This window comes from Phenylobacterium sp., assembly GCF_019636135.1.
Lineage (GTDB): Bacteria > Pseudomonadota > Alphaproteobacteria > Caulobacterales > Caulobacteraceae > Phenylobacterium.
This window is the reverse complement of record NZ_JAHBYD010000024.1, coordinates 1-15,147: the sequence shown is the minus strand read 5'-3', so window position 1 is coordinate 15,147 and position 15,147 is coordinate 1. Positions and strand designations below refer to the sequence as shown.

Sequence of the window (15,147 nt, the reverse complement as noted above, 5' to 3'; positions counted from 1 at the left end):
CCGGACAACCTGATCCGCACGGCGCGCACGCTTCGCGGCGCCGTACCGGTGTTCGCGCGTTTGGTCGCGGCGAAGGCCCTGGCGCAACGGCCCCGCCTCGCCATATGGAGGGTCCCCTGCCCGCTCCGGACCAGATGCCCGACCTGACGCACCACCTGGCCACGCTCGGGCCCTTCGCGATCCTGGTCGGCTCGGCCGTCGAGGGGCAGCTTTCGGCCATGGCCGGCGGGGTGATGGCGCGCGAGCACCTGATGTCGCCGCTGGCCGTGTTCGCCGCCGCCGTCGCGGGCACCGCCCTGGTGGACTACATCCTCTTCGTCCTGGGCCGCAGCTTCCGCAGGAGCGGCTTCGTGACCAAGGCGTCGAAGCGCCGGAGCTTCGCCAAGGCCGTCGAGCTGATCGAGCGCTTCCCCACCGGCTTCATCCTCAGCTTCCGCTTCATCTACGGCCTGCGCGCCGCCGGCCCGGTCGCCATCGGCGTCACACGGATCGGGCACCGGCGGTTCGCCGTGCTGAACGTCGTCGGCGCGCTCATATGGGCGACGGTGTGCGTCGGGCTGGGCTACCTGATCGGGCCCGCGCTGATGACGCTGATGCACAGCACCGCCGGCGAGGCCGCGCCCATCGTCGTCGCGGCGCTGTTCGCCGCGGTGATCGCCGGCGTCCTGCTGTGGCGCCGACGCGGCAAGGACGAGACGCCGGAGTCGGTGCTCGACTGAATCGTCCCGAAACACCGCGTCAGCGCCGCGAATTCGACACCAAGCCCACCAAGGTCACGAAGAGGCTGGCGTCGCCCTTGGCGCCCTTGGCGGCCTTGGTGGTTCGAAACGACAGCGCCTGCGGCGCGCAGACGGTCGCCGGCTCATCCCTCGGAGACCGGGCCTTCGGGTCCTAAGCGGCCGTGTAGCCGCCGTCGATGACCAGTTCCGAGCCGGTCATGAAGCTCGACTCGTCGGAGGCGAGGAAGACGATGGCGTCGGCGATCTCGCGCGCCATGCCGAGGCGGCCCAGGGCGTGGCGCGAAACGATCATGTCGCGCATCTCGTTCTCGCTTTCGGAGTTGCGGAACGTGTTCCAGACCATCGGCGTCTCGATGAAGCCGGGATGCACCGAGTTGATCCGCACTCCCGCCGGCGCCAGCTCCAGGGCGACGGCCTTGGTGAGCAGCGCCACCCCGCCCTTGGACGCGCAGTAGGCCGAGGCGCCGGGCAGGCCCACCTTGCCGAGGATCGACGACAGGTTGACGACCGAGCCGCCGCCCTGCGCCACCATGATCGGGGCCACGTGGCGGACGCCCAGGAAGGTCCCGTCGAGGTTGATGCCGACGATGCGCCGCCAGACCTCCAGCGTCGCTTCCAGGATGGGCTGGCCGCCGTCGGCCACGCCCGCGGAGTTGACCAGCACGTCGATGCGGCCGTGGCGCGCCATCGTGGCGGCGACCACCTCGGCCCAGCGGGCGTCGTCGGTGACGTCCTGGGTGAGGAAGCAGGCCTCGCCGCCCGCCGCCAGGATCTCGTCGGCCACCGCCTGGCCGGCCTCGGCGGCGAGGTCGGTCAGCACGACCTTCGCGCCCTCGCGCGCCAGCCGGCGGCCGCTCTCGGCCCCCAGGCCCGACGCCCCGCCCGTCACCAGCGCCACCTTGCCCTCGACCCGTCCCGCCATCGCCGCCTCCCGTTGTTTCGCGCCAGCCTAGAGCGGCGCCGTGGCGTCAGACGAGGACGCCCTGCCCGCTACCAGACCCCGGTGTTGGGCATCGAGGCCCAGGGTTCGGCCGGCGGCAGGGCCGGGCCGGCCTGGAGCAGTTCGACCGAGATGTTGTCGGGCGAGCGGACGAAGGCCATGCGGCCGTCGCGCGGCGGGCGGTTGATGACGACGCCGGCGTCCTTCAGGCGCTGGCAGGTCGCGTAGATGTCGTCGACGGCGTAGGCCAGGTGGCCGAAGTTGCGGCCGCCCGTGTAGGCCTCCGGGTCCCAGTTGTAGGTCAGCTCGACCATCGGCGCCTTCTGCTGGCGCGCGGCCGCCTCGTCGCCCGGCGCGCAGAGGAACACCAGGGTGAAGCGGCCCGCCTCGCTCTCCGAGCGCGAGACTTCCTTAAGGCCGAGCTTGTCACAATAGAACGCGAGGGAGGCGTCGAGGTCGGTCACGCGGACCATGGTGTGCAGGTACTTCACGGCGGAACGGTCCTTGAGCGGTCGCACGGGTGGCGATTCGGTCGCTTACCCTGTAAAATCGCACGGAGGTTGCGTGTGGAGCGCAAATCTTCGCCGCGTTGCAGTCAGGGTTCGCTGCGGCCAATTAGACCCGCCGGCCTACGTGACCGCAAATTCATTTGCGATCGCATAACGGCGGCATCACAAGCACCACAAGCCACGAAAGATGGCGATACGGGCGTGACTGGGATGGTTGTCGTCGCGTCCGCAGCTAAGCCGGGGATGAGAGTTTCATGCGACTGAAGCCGCAGTATGTTTTCGTCATCGCCGTCGCGGCGGTGCTTTTCCTCGCGTTCCTGCTGGGCTCGGTCTTCGGCGGCGGCGGCCGCAAGGCCCAGGCCAAGGCCCCCGCGCCGGCGGAGGCCAACGCGGTCCCCGGCGTCCAGGTCACGCTCGCCCCCGAGCAGATCCGCGAATCCGAGGTCGTCATGCGGGGCCGCACCGAAGCGGCGCGCACGGTCGTGGTCCGCGCCGAGACCGCCGGGATCGTCGCCTCCACGCCGACGCCTCAGGGCGCGTTCGTGCGCCAGGGCCAGGTGCTGTGCCGCCTGTCGGTGGATGCGCGCCAGGCCGCGCTGGACCAGGCCAAGGCGGCGCTCTCCATGCGCCAGCTTCAGCGCAAGGCCGCCGCCGACCTCGCCGAGAAGGGCTACCGCTCGCCGACCCAGGTGCTGGAGGCGCAGGCCAACCTCGACGCGGCCCACGCCCAGGTGCGCGCCGCCGAGATCGCGCTGGGCCAGGTGAACATCCGCGCCCCCTACTCCGGCGTGTTCGACCACCGCGACGCCGAGATCGGGACCTACCTGTCGCCCGGCCAGCCGTGCGGCACGATGATCGAGCTGGACCCGCTGCTGGTGGTGGGCGACGCGCCCGAGACCGAGGCGGCCAAGCTGCGCGTGGGCGCGCCGGCCACGGCGCGGCTGGTGAGCGGCCACGCGCTGAACGGCGTCGTCCGCTACGTCTCGCGCGACAGCGATCCGCAGACCCGCACCTACCGGGTCGAGGTGTCGGTGCGCAATCCGGGCAACACCGTGCGCTCGGGCCTCTCGGCCGAGCTGCGGGTCGGCGCGGGCGCGGGCGCGGCCCACCTGGTGCCGGTGTCGTCGCTGGTGCTGGACAGCGCCGGCCGCCAGGGCGTGCGCTACGTGCTGGCCGACAACCGCGTCGCCTTCGCGCCCGTCAAGGTGCTGGAGGAGACGCCGCAGGGCATGTGGGTCTCGGGCCTCTCGGGCCAGGTTCGCGTGATCACGGTCGGCCAGTCGTTCGTGGCCGACGGTCAGAAGGTTCGGGTCGCGGTCGCCCGCTAGGGCGCCCTGCGGCGGGCGCTCGGGCGAGCGCCCTTGCTCTAAGGTTTTGGAGCGCTCCGGCGGAGCGCTCCGGGGAGAAAGTCCATGATCGGTCCGCTGATCGACGGAGCCATCAAGCGGCGGAAGGTGGTGCTGGGCGTAACGCTCATCGCCGCCATCTTCGGTCTGTTCGCCTACCTGAACATGCCGCGGGAATCGCAGCCCGACATCGACCTGCCCTACATCTCGGTGATCGTGCCCTACCCCGGCGTGTCGCCCGAGGACGCCGAGCGCCTGCTGGTGAAGCCGCTGGAGCTCGAACTCCAGACGATGGAGGGGATCGAATCCATGAACGCCGTGGCCCGCCAGGGCTCGGCGGTCGTCACCCTCGAATTCGAGGCCGACTTCAACAAGGACAAGGCGCTGCAGGACGTCCGCGCCAAGGTCGACCTCGCCCGCGGCAAGTTCCCGCCCGACGCCGAAGAGCCGATCATCCAGGAGCAGAACTTCTCGGGCGAGCCGATCATCGGCATCGTCGTCTCGGGCGCGGCGCCCGAGCGCGAGCTGCACCGCGTCGCCACCGCGCTCAAGGAGAAGCTGGAAGGCACCGAGGGCGTGCTCGAGGTCTACATGGCCGGCGGCCGCGAGGAGGTGCTCGAGGTCAATATCGATCCGTTGCGGATGGAGGCCTACAACGTCACCACCAGCGAGGTTTCCCAGGTCATCGGCCGCAACAACCAGCTCGTGCCGGCGGGCAACCTGCGCTCGGGCCCGGGCCAGTTCGCCGTGAAGGTGCCGGGCGTCGTCGAGGAGCCCGCGGACATCCTGTCGCTGCCGATCAAGAAGGCCGGCGACCGCGTCGTCACCATGGGCGACATCGGCGACGTGCGCCGCACCTTCAAGGAAGCCAGCTCCATCAGCCGCTTCAACGGCCACCCCGCCTTCGTGCTGGAGGTCTCCAAGCGCGGCGGGGCCAACATCCTCGAAACCGTGAAGACGGTGCGCGAGGTCACCGACGCCGAGGCGAAGAAGTGGCCGTCGACGGTCAAGCTCGACTACCTCTACGACGAGAGCGACTTCATCGGCCGTACGCTGGTGGTGCTGGAGTCCGGCCTGCTGATGGCCAGCCTGCTGGTGATGATGATCATCGTGGCCAGCCTGGGCATCCGCCAGGGCCTGATGGTCGGCGCCTCGATCCCGATCTGCTTCCTGCTGGCCTTCCTGATCATGACCGGCATGGGCGTGACGCTGAACATGATGGTGATGTTCGGCCTCGTGCTGGCGGTCGGCATCCTGGTCGACGGCGGCATCGTGGTGGTGGAATACGCCGACCGCCGCATGGCCGAGGGCCTGCCCAAGACCGAGGCGTTCACGGCGGCCGGCAAGCGCATGTTCTGGCCCGTGGCCAACGGCACGCTGACCACGCTCTGCGCCTTCGTGCCCTTCATGTTCTGGAACTCGATCGCCGGGAAGTTCATGAGCTTCCTGCCGCTGACGCTGTTCTTCGTGCTGGGCTGCTCGATCTTCGTGGCGCTGATCTTCACGCCGGCCCTGGGCTCGATCTTCGCGCGCAAGACCGCCGTCGACGAGGAGCACCTGGCCGAGATCGCCAAGTCGGAGCACGGCGACCCCACGGAGATGAAGGGCTTCATGGGCTGGTACGCCCGCTCGCTGACGGCGATGACGCATCACCCGACCCGGACGTTCGCGGGCGGATTCCTGCTGGTCGCCGCGATCATGGCCTGGTTCGTCATGACGCCGCACAAGACCGAGTTCTTCTTCACCGACGACCCCGAGTTCACCCAGGTGTTCGTGAAGGCCCGCGGCAACCTCTCGCCCGAGGCGCAGGACGCGCTCACCAAGCAGGTCGAGGCCAAGCTCGCGGGCATCAAGGGCGTGGAGTCGTTCTACGTGCGCGCGGGCGGGTTCACCTCGAACGGCGGGCCGAACTCGGCGCCGAACGACACCGTGGGCCGCATCCGCGTCGACTTCCTCGACTACGAGGACCGCCTCGCGCTGGGGCTGAGCGGCAAGGACATCGAGAACACCGTCCGCTCGAAGCTGGGCGAGATCCCCGGCCTGCAGCTCGAGGTGCGCGGTCCGCAGAACGGGCCGCCGGTGGGCAAGGACATCCAGGTCCAGCTCTCCAGCCACGACCCGGCCCAACTGAACGACGCCGCCGACATCGTGAAGGCCCGCTTCGCCCAGGACCGCCAGCTCATGGAGCTGGAGGACAACCGCACCTCGCCGGGCATCGAGTGGAACCTGGCGGTGGACCGGCAGGCCGCCGGCCGCTATGGCGTCGACGTGCTGTCGGTGGGCCAGACCATCCAGTTCCTGACCGGCGGCGTGCTGATGGGCCGCTTCCGCCCCGACGACGCCGAGGACGAGCTCGACATCCGCGTCCGCTTCCCGGCCAGCGACCGCAACGTGGCGGCCCTGGACCAGCTCAAGATCACCACGCCGCAGGGCCCGGTGCCGGCCAGCTACTTCATCAAGCGCGTACCCGCCCAGCAGGTGACGCAGATCCAGCGCCGCGACGGCCAGCGCCTGGTGATCGTCCAGGCCAACATGGTCGGCGACGCCGCCTCGAACCTGAAGATCAACGCGCTGCGGCCCTCGCTCTCGAAGGCGCTCGACGCGTACCCGGAGGTGAGCTGGAAGTTCATCGGGGCCGACGAGGAGGGCCAGAAGGCGGCGGGCTTCTTCGTCGCGGCCATGGCCGCCAGCCTCTTCATGATGTTCGTCATCCTGCTCTGGCAGTTCAACAGCTTCTACGGCGTGTTCGTCACGCTGTCGGCGGTGATCCTGTCGACCGTCGGCGTGCTGCTGGGCGTGCAGGTGAACCTCGGCAACACCTTCCCCTACATCTCGGTGATCATGCTGGGCACGGGGGTGGTGGCGCTGTTCGGGGTGGTCGTGGGCCACAACATCGTGCTGGTCGACACCTACTACCACCTGCGCCACGCCGGCTATGCGGCCGACGAGGCGGCGATCCGGGCGGCGGCCCAGCGCTTCCGGCCGGTGGTGCTGACCACGATGGTGACGGTGGTGGGCCTCCTGCCGCTGATGTTCCAGATCCACCCGAACTTCCACACCCTGCACCTCGAGTACAAGGCGCCCGGCTCCACCTGGTGGGTCCAGCTCTCGGCGTCGGTGGTCTGGGGCCTGTCGTTCGCGACCCTGCTGACCCTGGTGCTGACGCCGGTGATGCTGGCCGCGCCCAAGGTCTATTCGCGGCGGTTCGGCTGGCTTCGCGACCACACGGTGGGCCGGCCCATGACCGGGCGCGGGAAGGCGCCGCGGCCGACCGTGCTCGGCGGCAACGACGACCTCCCGAAGGCTGCGGAGTAGCCGCCGCCCGCGCACCGGAGGCCTTGCGCCGGGGCGGGATCGGGCCGACGCTGGCGGGCATGAAGCTCGCCATCGCGCTCGCCGCCTCCGTGTTCGCCGCCGCGCCGTCGGCGCTGGGGACCAGCCCCGGCCCCAGCCTGACGGGCATCGGCTTCATCTGCAGCGCCGAGCAGGCGGGCGGGTCCGGCGGACCGCTGGCGCTGATGAAGGACGTCGGCAACGGCGGGGCGCGGGCCGACACCGCCAACCCCGAGGCGCAGGCCTGGTTCGAGAACGCGCTCGACCTCTACCACGCCTTCAGCCACGACGAGACGAAGGCCGCCTTCGCCAGGGCCGCCGCGCTCGACCCCGCCTGCGCGCTCTGCGCCTGGGGCGTGGCGATGAGCCTGGGCCCCACGCTCAACACCCAGATGACCGAGGCCGAGCGCGTCGAGGCGCTGGCCATCGCCGACCGGGCCGCGACCCTGGTGAAGCCCGGCGACGCCCGCACCGCCGGCCTGATCGCCACCCTGCAGGGCCGCTATTCCGACGCGCCCGCCGCGGGCGGCGGCGAGATGGCCTACGGCAAGGCGCTGGACGCCCTGCTGGCGAAGAACCCCGGCGACGCGATGATCGCCAACCTCGCCGCCCACGCCCTGATCACGCCCGCGCGGCAGGACGACTATTCCGGCGTGCCCCGCGCCATCGCCATCCTGGAGGAGGTGCTGGCGGCAAAGCCCGACGACACGGCGGCGATCCACTACTACATCCACGCCACCGAGTTCGCGCAGAAGGCGCCGCTGGCCCTGCCCTACGCCGTGCGTCTCGACGACCTCGCCCCCGGCGCGGCGCACCTGGTCCACATGGGCACCCACACCCTGATGCGCGTGGGCCGCTACGAGGAGGTGGCCGTCACCAACGCCCAGGCGCTGAAGGTCGACGCCGAGACCCGCTCCGCGCTCGGCCCGACCGCGCGGCCGCTGACCCAGCGCTACTACACCCACAACTACCTGTTCGGCCTGGGCGGGGCGCTGATGGCCGGCGACGGGCCGCTGGCGGTGAAGTACGCCGACCACGCCGCCATCGCCTATCCGTCCTCCGCGCCCGAGGAGCGGCGCACGATGGCGCAGGCCCGCAGCCTCGTGGCGCTGGGCCGCTACGCGCCGGACCGCGCGCTGGCGGTGGCGGAGGACCCGCAGGCCCCGCGGCTCGTGCGCCTCTATCGCCACTACGCCCGCGGCGAGGCGCTGGCCGCGAAGCGCGACGTCGCCGGCGTGGCGCGCGAGGCCGAGGCCGTCGCGGCGCTCTCGGCGGAGGCCGCGAAGGACGCCGAGACCGGAAACGTGACGCTGGCCGACATCATGGAGGGCGTGCTGCGCGGCCGCGCCGCGATGCTGGCCGGCAAGCCCGCCGAGGCGGCGCTGCACTACCGCCGCGCGGCCGACGCGCAGGAGAAGGCCTTCCCCGTCCCGCGGAACTTCGACCCGCCGCCGTGGTGGTACCCGGTGCGCCGCAGCGTCGCCGCCGCCGAGTTGAAGGCCGGGCGCAAGGCGCAGGCCGCCGCCGCCGCCCGCGCCAGCCTCGCCGAGTGGCCGCACGACCCGCTGGCGCTGCGCGTCCTGGCCCAGGCTGACCGGAAGGACGCCGCCGCCAACCGCGCCGAGGCTCGGAAGGTCTGGCAGGGCGACCTCGCCAAGGCGCCCCTCGACCTCACCTGACCGCTCGTCGCTGCGGCAGGCGGTAACGCCGGCGCGCAACGTTACGCATCCCTCACTTGCCCGCCGCGCGGGCAGCGGGCAGCTTCACCGCCAGGGACGGGGTGAAAGTGAGCCTATGCTTTCGATTAGCGGCCTGACGCACGTCTACCCGAACGGGACGCGCGCGCTCGACGGAGTCGACCTTTCCATCGGCAAGGGCATGTTCGGCCTGCTGGGCCCCAACGGCGCCGGCAAGTCGACCCTCATGCGCGCCATCGCCACGCTGCAGACGCCCACCAGCGGGTCGATCACCTTCGGCGACATCGACGTCGTCGCCGAGCCGCAGAAGCTGCGCCGCACCCTGGGCTACCTGCCGCAGGACTTCGGGGTCTACCCGCGCGTGTCCGCCGCCGACCTGCTCGACCACATGGCCGTCCTGAAGGGGATCGCCGACCGCGGCGAGCGCAAGGACACCGTCGAGACCCTGCTGCAGCAGGTGAACCTCTGGGACGTGCGCAGGAAGGCCGTCGCCGGCTACTCCGGCGGCATGCGCCAGCGCTTCGGCATCGCCCAGGCGTTGATCGGCCAGCCGCAGCTCATCATCGTCGACGAGCCCACCGCCGGCCTCGATCCCGAGGAGCGCAACCGCTTCCTGAACCTGCTGGCCGAGATCGGCGAGAACGTGGTGGTGATCCTGTCGACCCACATCGTGGACGACGTCTCCGACCTCTGCCCGCGCATGGCCGTCCTGGCCGGCGGCCGGATCCTCACGGAAGGCGCCCCGTCCGCCCTGATCGGCGAGCTCTCGGGCAAGGTCTGGAAGAAGACCATCGACCGCGCCGACCTCGACGGTGAGCGCGCCGCGCACCAGGTGATCTCGACCCGCCTCGCCGGCGGCCGCACGGTGATCCACGTGCTGGCCGACCGGAACCCGGGCGCCGGCTTCGAGCCGGTCCAGGGCGGGCTGGAAGACGTCTACTTCTCCACCCTGGCCGCCTCGCGGCGCGTCGCCGCCTAGGCCGCCCGGCATGTTCGGCAAGATCGCGGCCTTCGAGCTGCGCTACCAGATCCGGCAGCCGATCTTCTGGATCAGCGCGGTCGTCTTCTTCCTGATGCCCTACATCGGGGTGGTCAGCGACAACCTGACGATCGGCGCGCCCGGCAACATCCACAAGAACTCGCCCGCCGCCATCGCGCTCTGGATGGGCACGATGGCGACCATCTTCATGTTCGCCGCCACCGCCTTCGTGGCGAACGTCATCACGCGCGACGAGGAGACGGGCTTCGGCCCCATCGTGCGGTCCACGCGGATCAGCAGGTTCGACTACCTGTTCGGCCGCTTCGCCGGGGCGTTCGGCGCGGTGTCGCTGCTGTTCCTCGCCTCGCCGCTCGGGATGTTCGTCGGCGCGCTGATGCCGTGGATCGACCCCGACAAGCTGGGGCCGCACATGCTGGGGGCCTACGCCTTCGGCTACCTGTGGATCGCCCTGCCCTCGATCTTCCTGGTCTCGGCGCTGTTCTTCGCGGTCGCCACGATCACGCGCTCGATGATGGGGACCTACGTGGCGGCCGCGGCGTTCCTCGCCGCCTTCCTGGCGGCCGGCGTGATGCTGGCCGACCCCGACAAGCTGGCGATCGCGGCGATGATCGACCCGTTCGGCGGCGCGGCCTTCCAGCTCGCCACCCGCTACTACACCGCCGCCGACGCCAACACCCTGGTCCCGCCCATCGCCGGCGCCCTGCTCTGGAACCGCGTGGTCTGGATGCCCGTGGGCCTCGCCGCCCTCGCCGCGGCCTACGCCACCTTCCGCTTCGGCGAACGCGCCGGCCGCCGCCGCCCCGACAGGCCCGCCGCCGCGCCGGCCGCCCGCAGCGCGCCGGGGCCGCTGCCCAGGCCGCGGTTCAACGCCTTCACCGCCACGGTCCAGCTCTGGGAACGCACCCGCTTCGAGGTGAGCCAGACGTTCAAGAGCCCGGCCTTCGTCGTCCTGCTGCTGCTGGGCGTCTTCAACGCGCTGGGCAACCTGCTGGGCGGCGCCGAACTCGGCGGCGCGGCGCTCTATCCGGTCACGCGCTGGGTGATCGAGGTGCTGCAGGGCAGCTTCGTGATCCTGATCTGGGTCGTCGCCATCTACTACGCGGGCGAGCTGGTCTGGCGCGAGCGCGACCGGCGCACCCAGGAGCTGGTCGACGCCAGCGCCCTGCCCGACTGGGCGCTGATGGTCCCCAAGGCCTTCGCGCTGGTCCTGGTGATGGCCTCGATGCTGACGGTCGCGGCGCTGACCGGGATCGCGGTGCAACTGGGCAAGGGCTTCACCCAGATCGAGGTCACGCACTACGTCTTCTGGTACATCCTGCCCGGCGTCGTCGACTGGTCGCTGCTGGCGATCCTGGCGGTGTTCATCCAGGCGCTGTCGCCCAACAAGTTCGTCGGCTGGGGCATCCTGATCCTGGTGCTGGTCGCGCGCCTGGTGGCGCCGCGCCTGGGCTTCGAGCACGCGCTCTATCTCTACGGCGGCAAGCCCGCCTACCCCGGCTTCAACGGCGAGCCGCTCTCCGACATGAACGGCCAGGGGAACTTCGCCGCCATCGCCGCCTGGTTCCGCGCCTACTGGACGGCCTTCGCCGTCGTCCTGATGGTGATCGCCCATGCGCTGTGGCCGCGCGGCTCGGCCTGGCAGATGCGGGCGCGCCTGCGCCGCCTGCCGTCGCGGCTGAAGGGCGGGGCCGGCGTCGTGGGTGCGCTGGCGCTGGCGTCCTTCGTCGGCCTCGGGGTCTTCATCTTCCACAACACCAACCAGTTGAACGACTACCGCACCCGCATCGGCGACGAGGAATGGCTGGCCGACTACGAGAAGGCCTTCCTCAGGTACGAGACGCTGGCCCAGCCGTCGGTCACCGACGTGCAGCTCGACGTCCAGATCCATCCGAGGGCGCCGAAGCTGGTGACCGAGGGCGTCTACCATCTCGTCAACGACACCGGCGCGCCGGTCAGCGAGCTGCACGTGCGCCTCGACCGCGACACCAAGGCCCTGCAGATGAGCGTCAACGGCGCGTCGCGGGTGAAGACCTACGACCGCTACAACTACCGCGTCTTCACCTTCGACCGGCCGCTGATGCCCGGCGAGCGCACCGCGCTGTCGTTCCAGACGGTGATGGGCCAGGTCGGCTTCAGGAACTCGGGCAACATGACCCGGATCGTCGAGAACGGGACCTTCGTCGACAACTTCGAGTTCGGCCCCGTGGTGGGCATGGACCGCAGCCGCCTGCTGCAGGACCGGGTGAAGCGCAAGAAGTACGGCCTGGCGCCGCAGCTTCGGCCGCCGAAGCTGGAGAACCTCTCGGCCACGCGGCGCAACTACCTGGCCAACGCCGACTGGGTGAACGCCGACATCCGCGTGACCACCGACGCCGACCAGACGCCCGTCGCCCCCGGCTACCGCGTCTCGGACGAGACCAAGGGCGGGCGGCGCACCATCCGCTACCGCACCGACGCGCCGGTGCTGAACTTCTTCTCGGTGCAGTCGGCCCGCTACACGATCAAGCGCGAGGCCTACAAGGGCGTCGAGCTGGCCGTCTACTACGACGCCCAGCACCCCTGGAACGTCGAGCGGATGCTGGCGGCGCTGCGCACCGGGCTCGACTATTTCCAGGCCAACTTCAGCCCCTACCAGTTCCACCAGGCGCGGATCCTGGAGTTCCCCGGCTACGCCCGCTTCGCCCAGGCGTTCGCGAACACCATGCCCTATTCCGAGGCCATCGGCTTCGTCACCGACAACACCCGGCCCGACAAGATCGACTATCCGACCTACGTCACGGCCCACGAACTCGCCCACCAGTGGTGGGCCCACCAGATCATCGGCGCCGACATGCAGGGCGCGACCGCGCTCTCCGAGACGCTGGCCCAGTACTCGGCCCTGATCGTGATGGAGAAGACCTATGGCGCCGACGGCATCCGCAAGTTCCTGAAGTACGAACTGGACCGCTACCTGCGCTCGCGCGGCGGCGAACTGGTCGAGGAGTTGCCGCTGATCCGGGTCGAGAACCAGGACTACATCCACTACCGCAAGGGCTCGCTGGTCATGTACCTGCTGCGCGACCGGATCGGCGAGGCCAAGGTCAACGCGGCGCTGCGCCGGCTGCTGGGGCAGTACGCCTTCAAGGGCGCGCCCTACCCGCGCTCGCAGGACCTCGTCGATGCGCTGCGCGCCGAGGCCGGGAACGATCCCGCCGCCCAGCAGCTCATCACCGACCTCTTCGAGAAGATCACCCTCTACGACCTGCAGACCCGCTCGGCGGTCGCCAAGAAGCGCGCCGACGGCCGCTATGACGTGGTCCTGACGGTCGAGGCGAAGAAGGCCTATGCCGACGGCAAGGGCAAGGAGACGCCGGTGGCGATCCCGGCCACAGAGGCCTTCGACGTCGGCGTCTTCACCGCCGAGCCGGGCAAGCCCGGGTTCGGCAAGGCGAACGTCCTGGCGTTCAGGACGACGGGCCTGCGCAGCGGCGTCCAGACCCTTACGGTCACCGTGGACGGGCCGCCGAAGTTCGCCGGCGTGGACCCCTACAACAAGCTGATCGACCGCGCCTCCGTCGACAACGCGATCGCCGTGACCACCCGCTAGGATTCCGGACTCGATCACAGATGCGATAAAGTATCATAGATTCAATGATATAGATCGTCATCCCGGCCGCAGCGCAGCGGAGAGCCGGGACCCAGGACCACCGGACTCAGAGCTTGAACCCCCTGGGTCCCGGCTCTACGGGCCGAATACGGCCCTCCGGCCGGGATGACACTGTGTTTTTGCGGCAGCCCTATCGAGCACCCGCCCCTAGGCCGCCGCCACCATCATCACCACCGCCACGGCCACCGCCATGACGGAGAGGATCGTCGTGAACCTCATCTCCGTCCCCCCATCACCGGGGACGACGATGCCTCGCGCCGGAGCGGACGGCCTCCCCCGATCGGGGGCCTCTTGCGTCGCGCGAACAATTGCGGAACATTGAGCGTCGCCATGGCCCGCCCCCTCGCCATCGAAGACGCCGCTCCGCAGCCCGACTTCTGGCGGGTGAAGCCCGCGCCAGCGGAGAAGCCGCATTATGCCGGCCATCGCCAGCGGCTGCGCGAGCGGGCCGCGGCGGGCGGCCTGGCGGCCCTGCCGGACTATGAGGTGCTGGAACTGTTCCTCTTCCGCTCGATCCCGCAGGGCGACGTCAAGCCCCTGGCCAAGCAGCTCCTGGCCCGCTTCGGCTCGCTGGGCGGGGTCCTGGGCGCCACCGCCGAGGAGCTGCGCACCGTGAAGGGCGTGGGCGACGCGCTCGCCCTCGACCTCAGGCTCCTGCACGAGGCGTCGCTGCGCACGGCGAAGGAGCAGGTGGCGCGCCGCCCGGTGATCTCTTCCTGGAATGCGCTCCTCGCCTATGTGAAGGCCGCCATGGCCCACGAAGGCCGCGAACAGTTCCGCGTCCTCTTCCTGGACAAACGCAATAGCCTAATTGCGGATGAGGTCATGGGACATGGCACTGTGGACCACGCTCCCGTGTATCCGCGCGAAGTGGTTAGACGCGCATTGGAGCTATCCGCCAGCGCGATCATTTTGGTGCATAACCATCCGTCTGGCGATCCTACCCCATCGCAGGCGGATATCGAGATGACGCGCCAAGTGATCGAAGCCGGTCGTTCGTTACGGATCGCTATCCATGATCACTTGGTCGTTGGTCGTGATGGTGTCGCCAGCTTCAAGGCTCTCGGACTGCTCTGAAACGCACTCAGCAATTGCGCTTCTGGCGAGCAGGTCGCGCGTAGGTTAAGTCAAAGCTCGAAGATGGGGGCTGACCGATGACTGAGAGCGCAGGCGGAAATCTGATCGTCATTCCAGTAGGCGAATGGACAGGCTTAGCGAAGGTTCTGTTTGTCTCGACCTATTTCGCGGATGTGGTCCTGATTAAGTTGTTTCGATTGAAGATAGCGAGCACACAGCGAGTCGATCCAACAGATTTCCACGGCCCTTTCGACCTGTATTACACAAGTGTGGAGCCAATTCGGCGAAGGCGTTGGAAGAAAATCGGGACTGAAGAGGTTTCAGCGTCTGAATTCGCGCTGACTAAGCGAACGAGCGGCGGTGAAATATGGATTGGAGATCAACACATCGGCCCTGCGTCCGACATGGACTTGGCCACGCTTCCAAAGATGCAAATCTTCGGATTCAAGCTCATCGAGAAGTATGCCGACCGGATGGTAGCTGCCTCATAGTGGCTTAGGCGTTCCGCAAAACGCCGTCTTCCTCGACAAACGCAATAGCCTAATTGCGGATGAGGTGATGGGGCACGGCACCGTGGACCATGCCCCGGTGTATCCTCGCGAGGTGGTAAGGCGTGCTTTGGAGCTATCGGCCAGCGCGATCATCTTGGTCCACAACCACCCGAGCGGCGTCCCCACGCCCTCGCCGGCCGACGTCGACATGACCCGCCAGATCGTCGAGGCCGCCCGCCCCATGCGCATCGCCATCCACGACCACCTGGTCGTCGGCCGCGACGGCGTCGCCAGCTTCAAGGCGCTGGGCCTGATGTGATGTCGGCGGGTCGGCCCCAACGCGAACCTCCCCCATTCACGGGCAGGGC

10 protein-coding genes and 1 pseudogene are annotated in these 15,147 nt (G+C 69.5%); 9 read left to right on the top strand and 2 right to left on the bottom strand.

What is annotated here, in order from left to right; all coding sequences use genetic code 11:
- Positions 1-134: 134 nt before the first annotated feature.
- Positions 135-719 carry a DedA family protein gene (locus tag KF737_RS16230; protein ID WP_296457108.1) on the top strand — a complete coding sequence of 195 codons (585 nt, stop codon included), beginning with the start codon at positions 135-137 and terminating at the stop codon, positions 717-719.
- A 172-nt stretch (positions 720-891) separates the two neighbouring features.
- Here KF737_RS16230 and KF737_RS16225 read toward each other — a convergent pair whose 3' ends face one another.
- Both KF737_RS16225 and KF737_RS16220 read right to left on the bottom strand, forming a co-directional pair.
- Positions 892-1,662: an SDR family NAD(P)-dependent oxidoreductase gene (locus tag KF737_RS16225; RefSeq protein WP_296457105.1), complete on the bottom strand. Its 771-nt coding sequence runs from the start codon at positions 1,660-1,662 to the stop codon at positions 892-894.
- A 68-nt stretch (positions 1,663-1,730) separates the two neighbouring features.
- On the bottom strand, positions 1,731-2,171 hold the full coding sequence (locus tag KF737_RS16220; protein WP_296457267.1) for a VOC family protein: 441 nt from the start codon (positions 2,169-2,171) through the stop codon (positions 1,731-1,733).
- Positions 2,172-2,443: 272 nt separating this feature from the next.
- Between KF737_RS16220 and KF737_RS16215 the strand changes: the two genes are divergently transcribed.
- From KF737_RS16215 to KF737_RS16180, 8 genes and pseudogenes are all read left to right on the top strand, one after another.
- Complete coding sequence (locus tag KF737_RS16215) at positions 2,444-3,517, top strand: efflux RND transporter periplasmic adaptor subunit (RefSeq protein WP_296457102.1); 1,074 nt, start codon at positions 2,444-2,446, stop codon at positions 3,515-3,517.
- Positions 3,518-3,601: 84 nt separating this feature from the next.
- A complete protein-coding gene (locus KF737_RS16210) occupies positions 3,602-6,850 on the top strand; it encodes an efflux RND transporter permease subunit (RefSeq protein ID WP_296457099.1) in 3,249 nt (1,082 codons plus the stop codon).
- Positions 6,851-6,909: 59 nt separating this feature from the next.
- Positions 6,910-8,547 carry a hypothetical protein gene (locus tag KF737_RS16205; RefSeq protein WP_296457096.1) on the top strand — a complete coding sequence of 546 codons (1,638 nt, stop codon included), beginning with the start codon at positions 6,910-6,912 and terminating at the stop codon, positions 8,545-8,547.
- A 115-nt stretch (positions 8,548-8,662) separates the two neighbouring features.
- A complete protein-coding gene (locus tag KF737_RS16200; protein WP_296457092.1) occupies positions 8,663-9,544 on the top strand; it encodes an ABC transporter ATP-binding protein in 882 nt (293 codons plus the stop codon).
- A 10-nt stretch (positions 9,545-9,554) separates the two neighbouring features.
- Positions 9,555-13,151 carry a M1 family aminopeptidase gene (locus KF737_RS16195; RefSeq protein WP_296457089.1) on the top strand — a complete coding sequence of 1,199 codons (3,597 nt, stop codon included), beginning with the start codon at positions 9,555-9,557 and terminating at the stop codon, positions 13,149-13,151.
- 390 nt (positions 13,152-13,541) lie between these two features.
- The gene (gene radC, locus KF737_RS16190) at positions 13,542-14,288 is read left to right on the top strand and encodes a DNA repair protein RadC (RefSeq protein WP_296457086.1); all 747 of its coding nucleotides are present in this window, start codon (positions 13,542-13,544) and stop codon (positions 14,286-14,288) included.
- A 77-nt stretch (positions 14,289-14,365) separates the two neighbouring features.
- On the top strand, positions 14,366-14,779 hold the full coding sequence (locus tag KF737_RS16185; RefSeq protein ID WP_296457084.1) for a hypothetical protein: 414 nt from the start codon (positions 14,366-14,368) through the stop codon (positions 14,777-14,779).
- A 25-nt stretch (positions 14,780-14,804) separates the two neighbouring features.
- A pseudogene (locus tag KF737_RS16180) lies at positions 14,805-15,098 on the top strand (RadC family protein); the annotation flags it as partial.
- Positions 15,099-15,147: the final 49 nt, after the last annotated feature.

What these genes read in the sequence shown, in the direction of transcription:
- KF737_RS16215 (WP_296457102.1), top strand. Translation starts at nt 2,444, where the DNA reads ATGCGACTGAAGCCGCAGTATGTTTTCGTCATCGCCGTCGCGGCGGTG.
- KF737_RS16195 (WP_296457089.1), top strand. Translation starts at nt 9,555, where the DNA reads ATGTTCGGCAAGATCGCGGCCTTCGAGCTGCGCTACCAGATCCGGCAG.
- KF737_RS16205 (WP_296457096.1), top strand. Translation starts at nt 6,910, where the DNA reads ATGAAGCTCGCCATCGCGCTCGCCGCCTCCGTGTTCGCCGCCGCGCCG.
- KF737_RS16210 (WP_296457099.1), top strand. Translation starts at nt 3,602, where the DNA reads ATGATCGGTCCGCTGATCGACGGAGCCATCAAGCGGCGGAAGGTGGTG.
- radC (WP_296457086.1), top strand. Translation starts at nt 13,542, where the DNA reads ATGGCCCGCCCCCTCGCCATCGAAGACGCCGCTCCGCAGCCCGACTTC.
- KF737_RS16200 (WP_296457092.1), top strand. Translation starts at nt 8,663, where the DNA reads ATGCTTTCGATTAGCGGCCTGACGCACGTCTACCCGAACGGGACGCGC.
- KF737_RS16185 (WP_296457084.1), top strand. Translation starts at nt 14,366, where the DNA reads ATGACTGAGAGCGCAGGCGGAAATCTGATCGTCATTCCAGTAGGCGAA.
- KF737_RS16225 (WP_296457105.1), bottom strand. Translation starts at nt 1,662, where the DNA reads ATGGCGGGACGGGTCGAGGGCAAGGTGGCGCTGGTGACGGGCGGGGCG.
- KF737_RS16230 (WP_296457108.1), top strand. Translation starts at nt 135, where the DNA reads ATGCCCGACCTGACGCACCACCTGGCCACGCTCGGGCCCTTCGCGATC.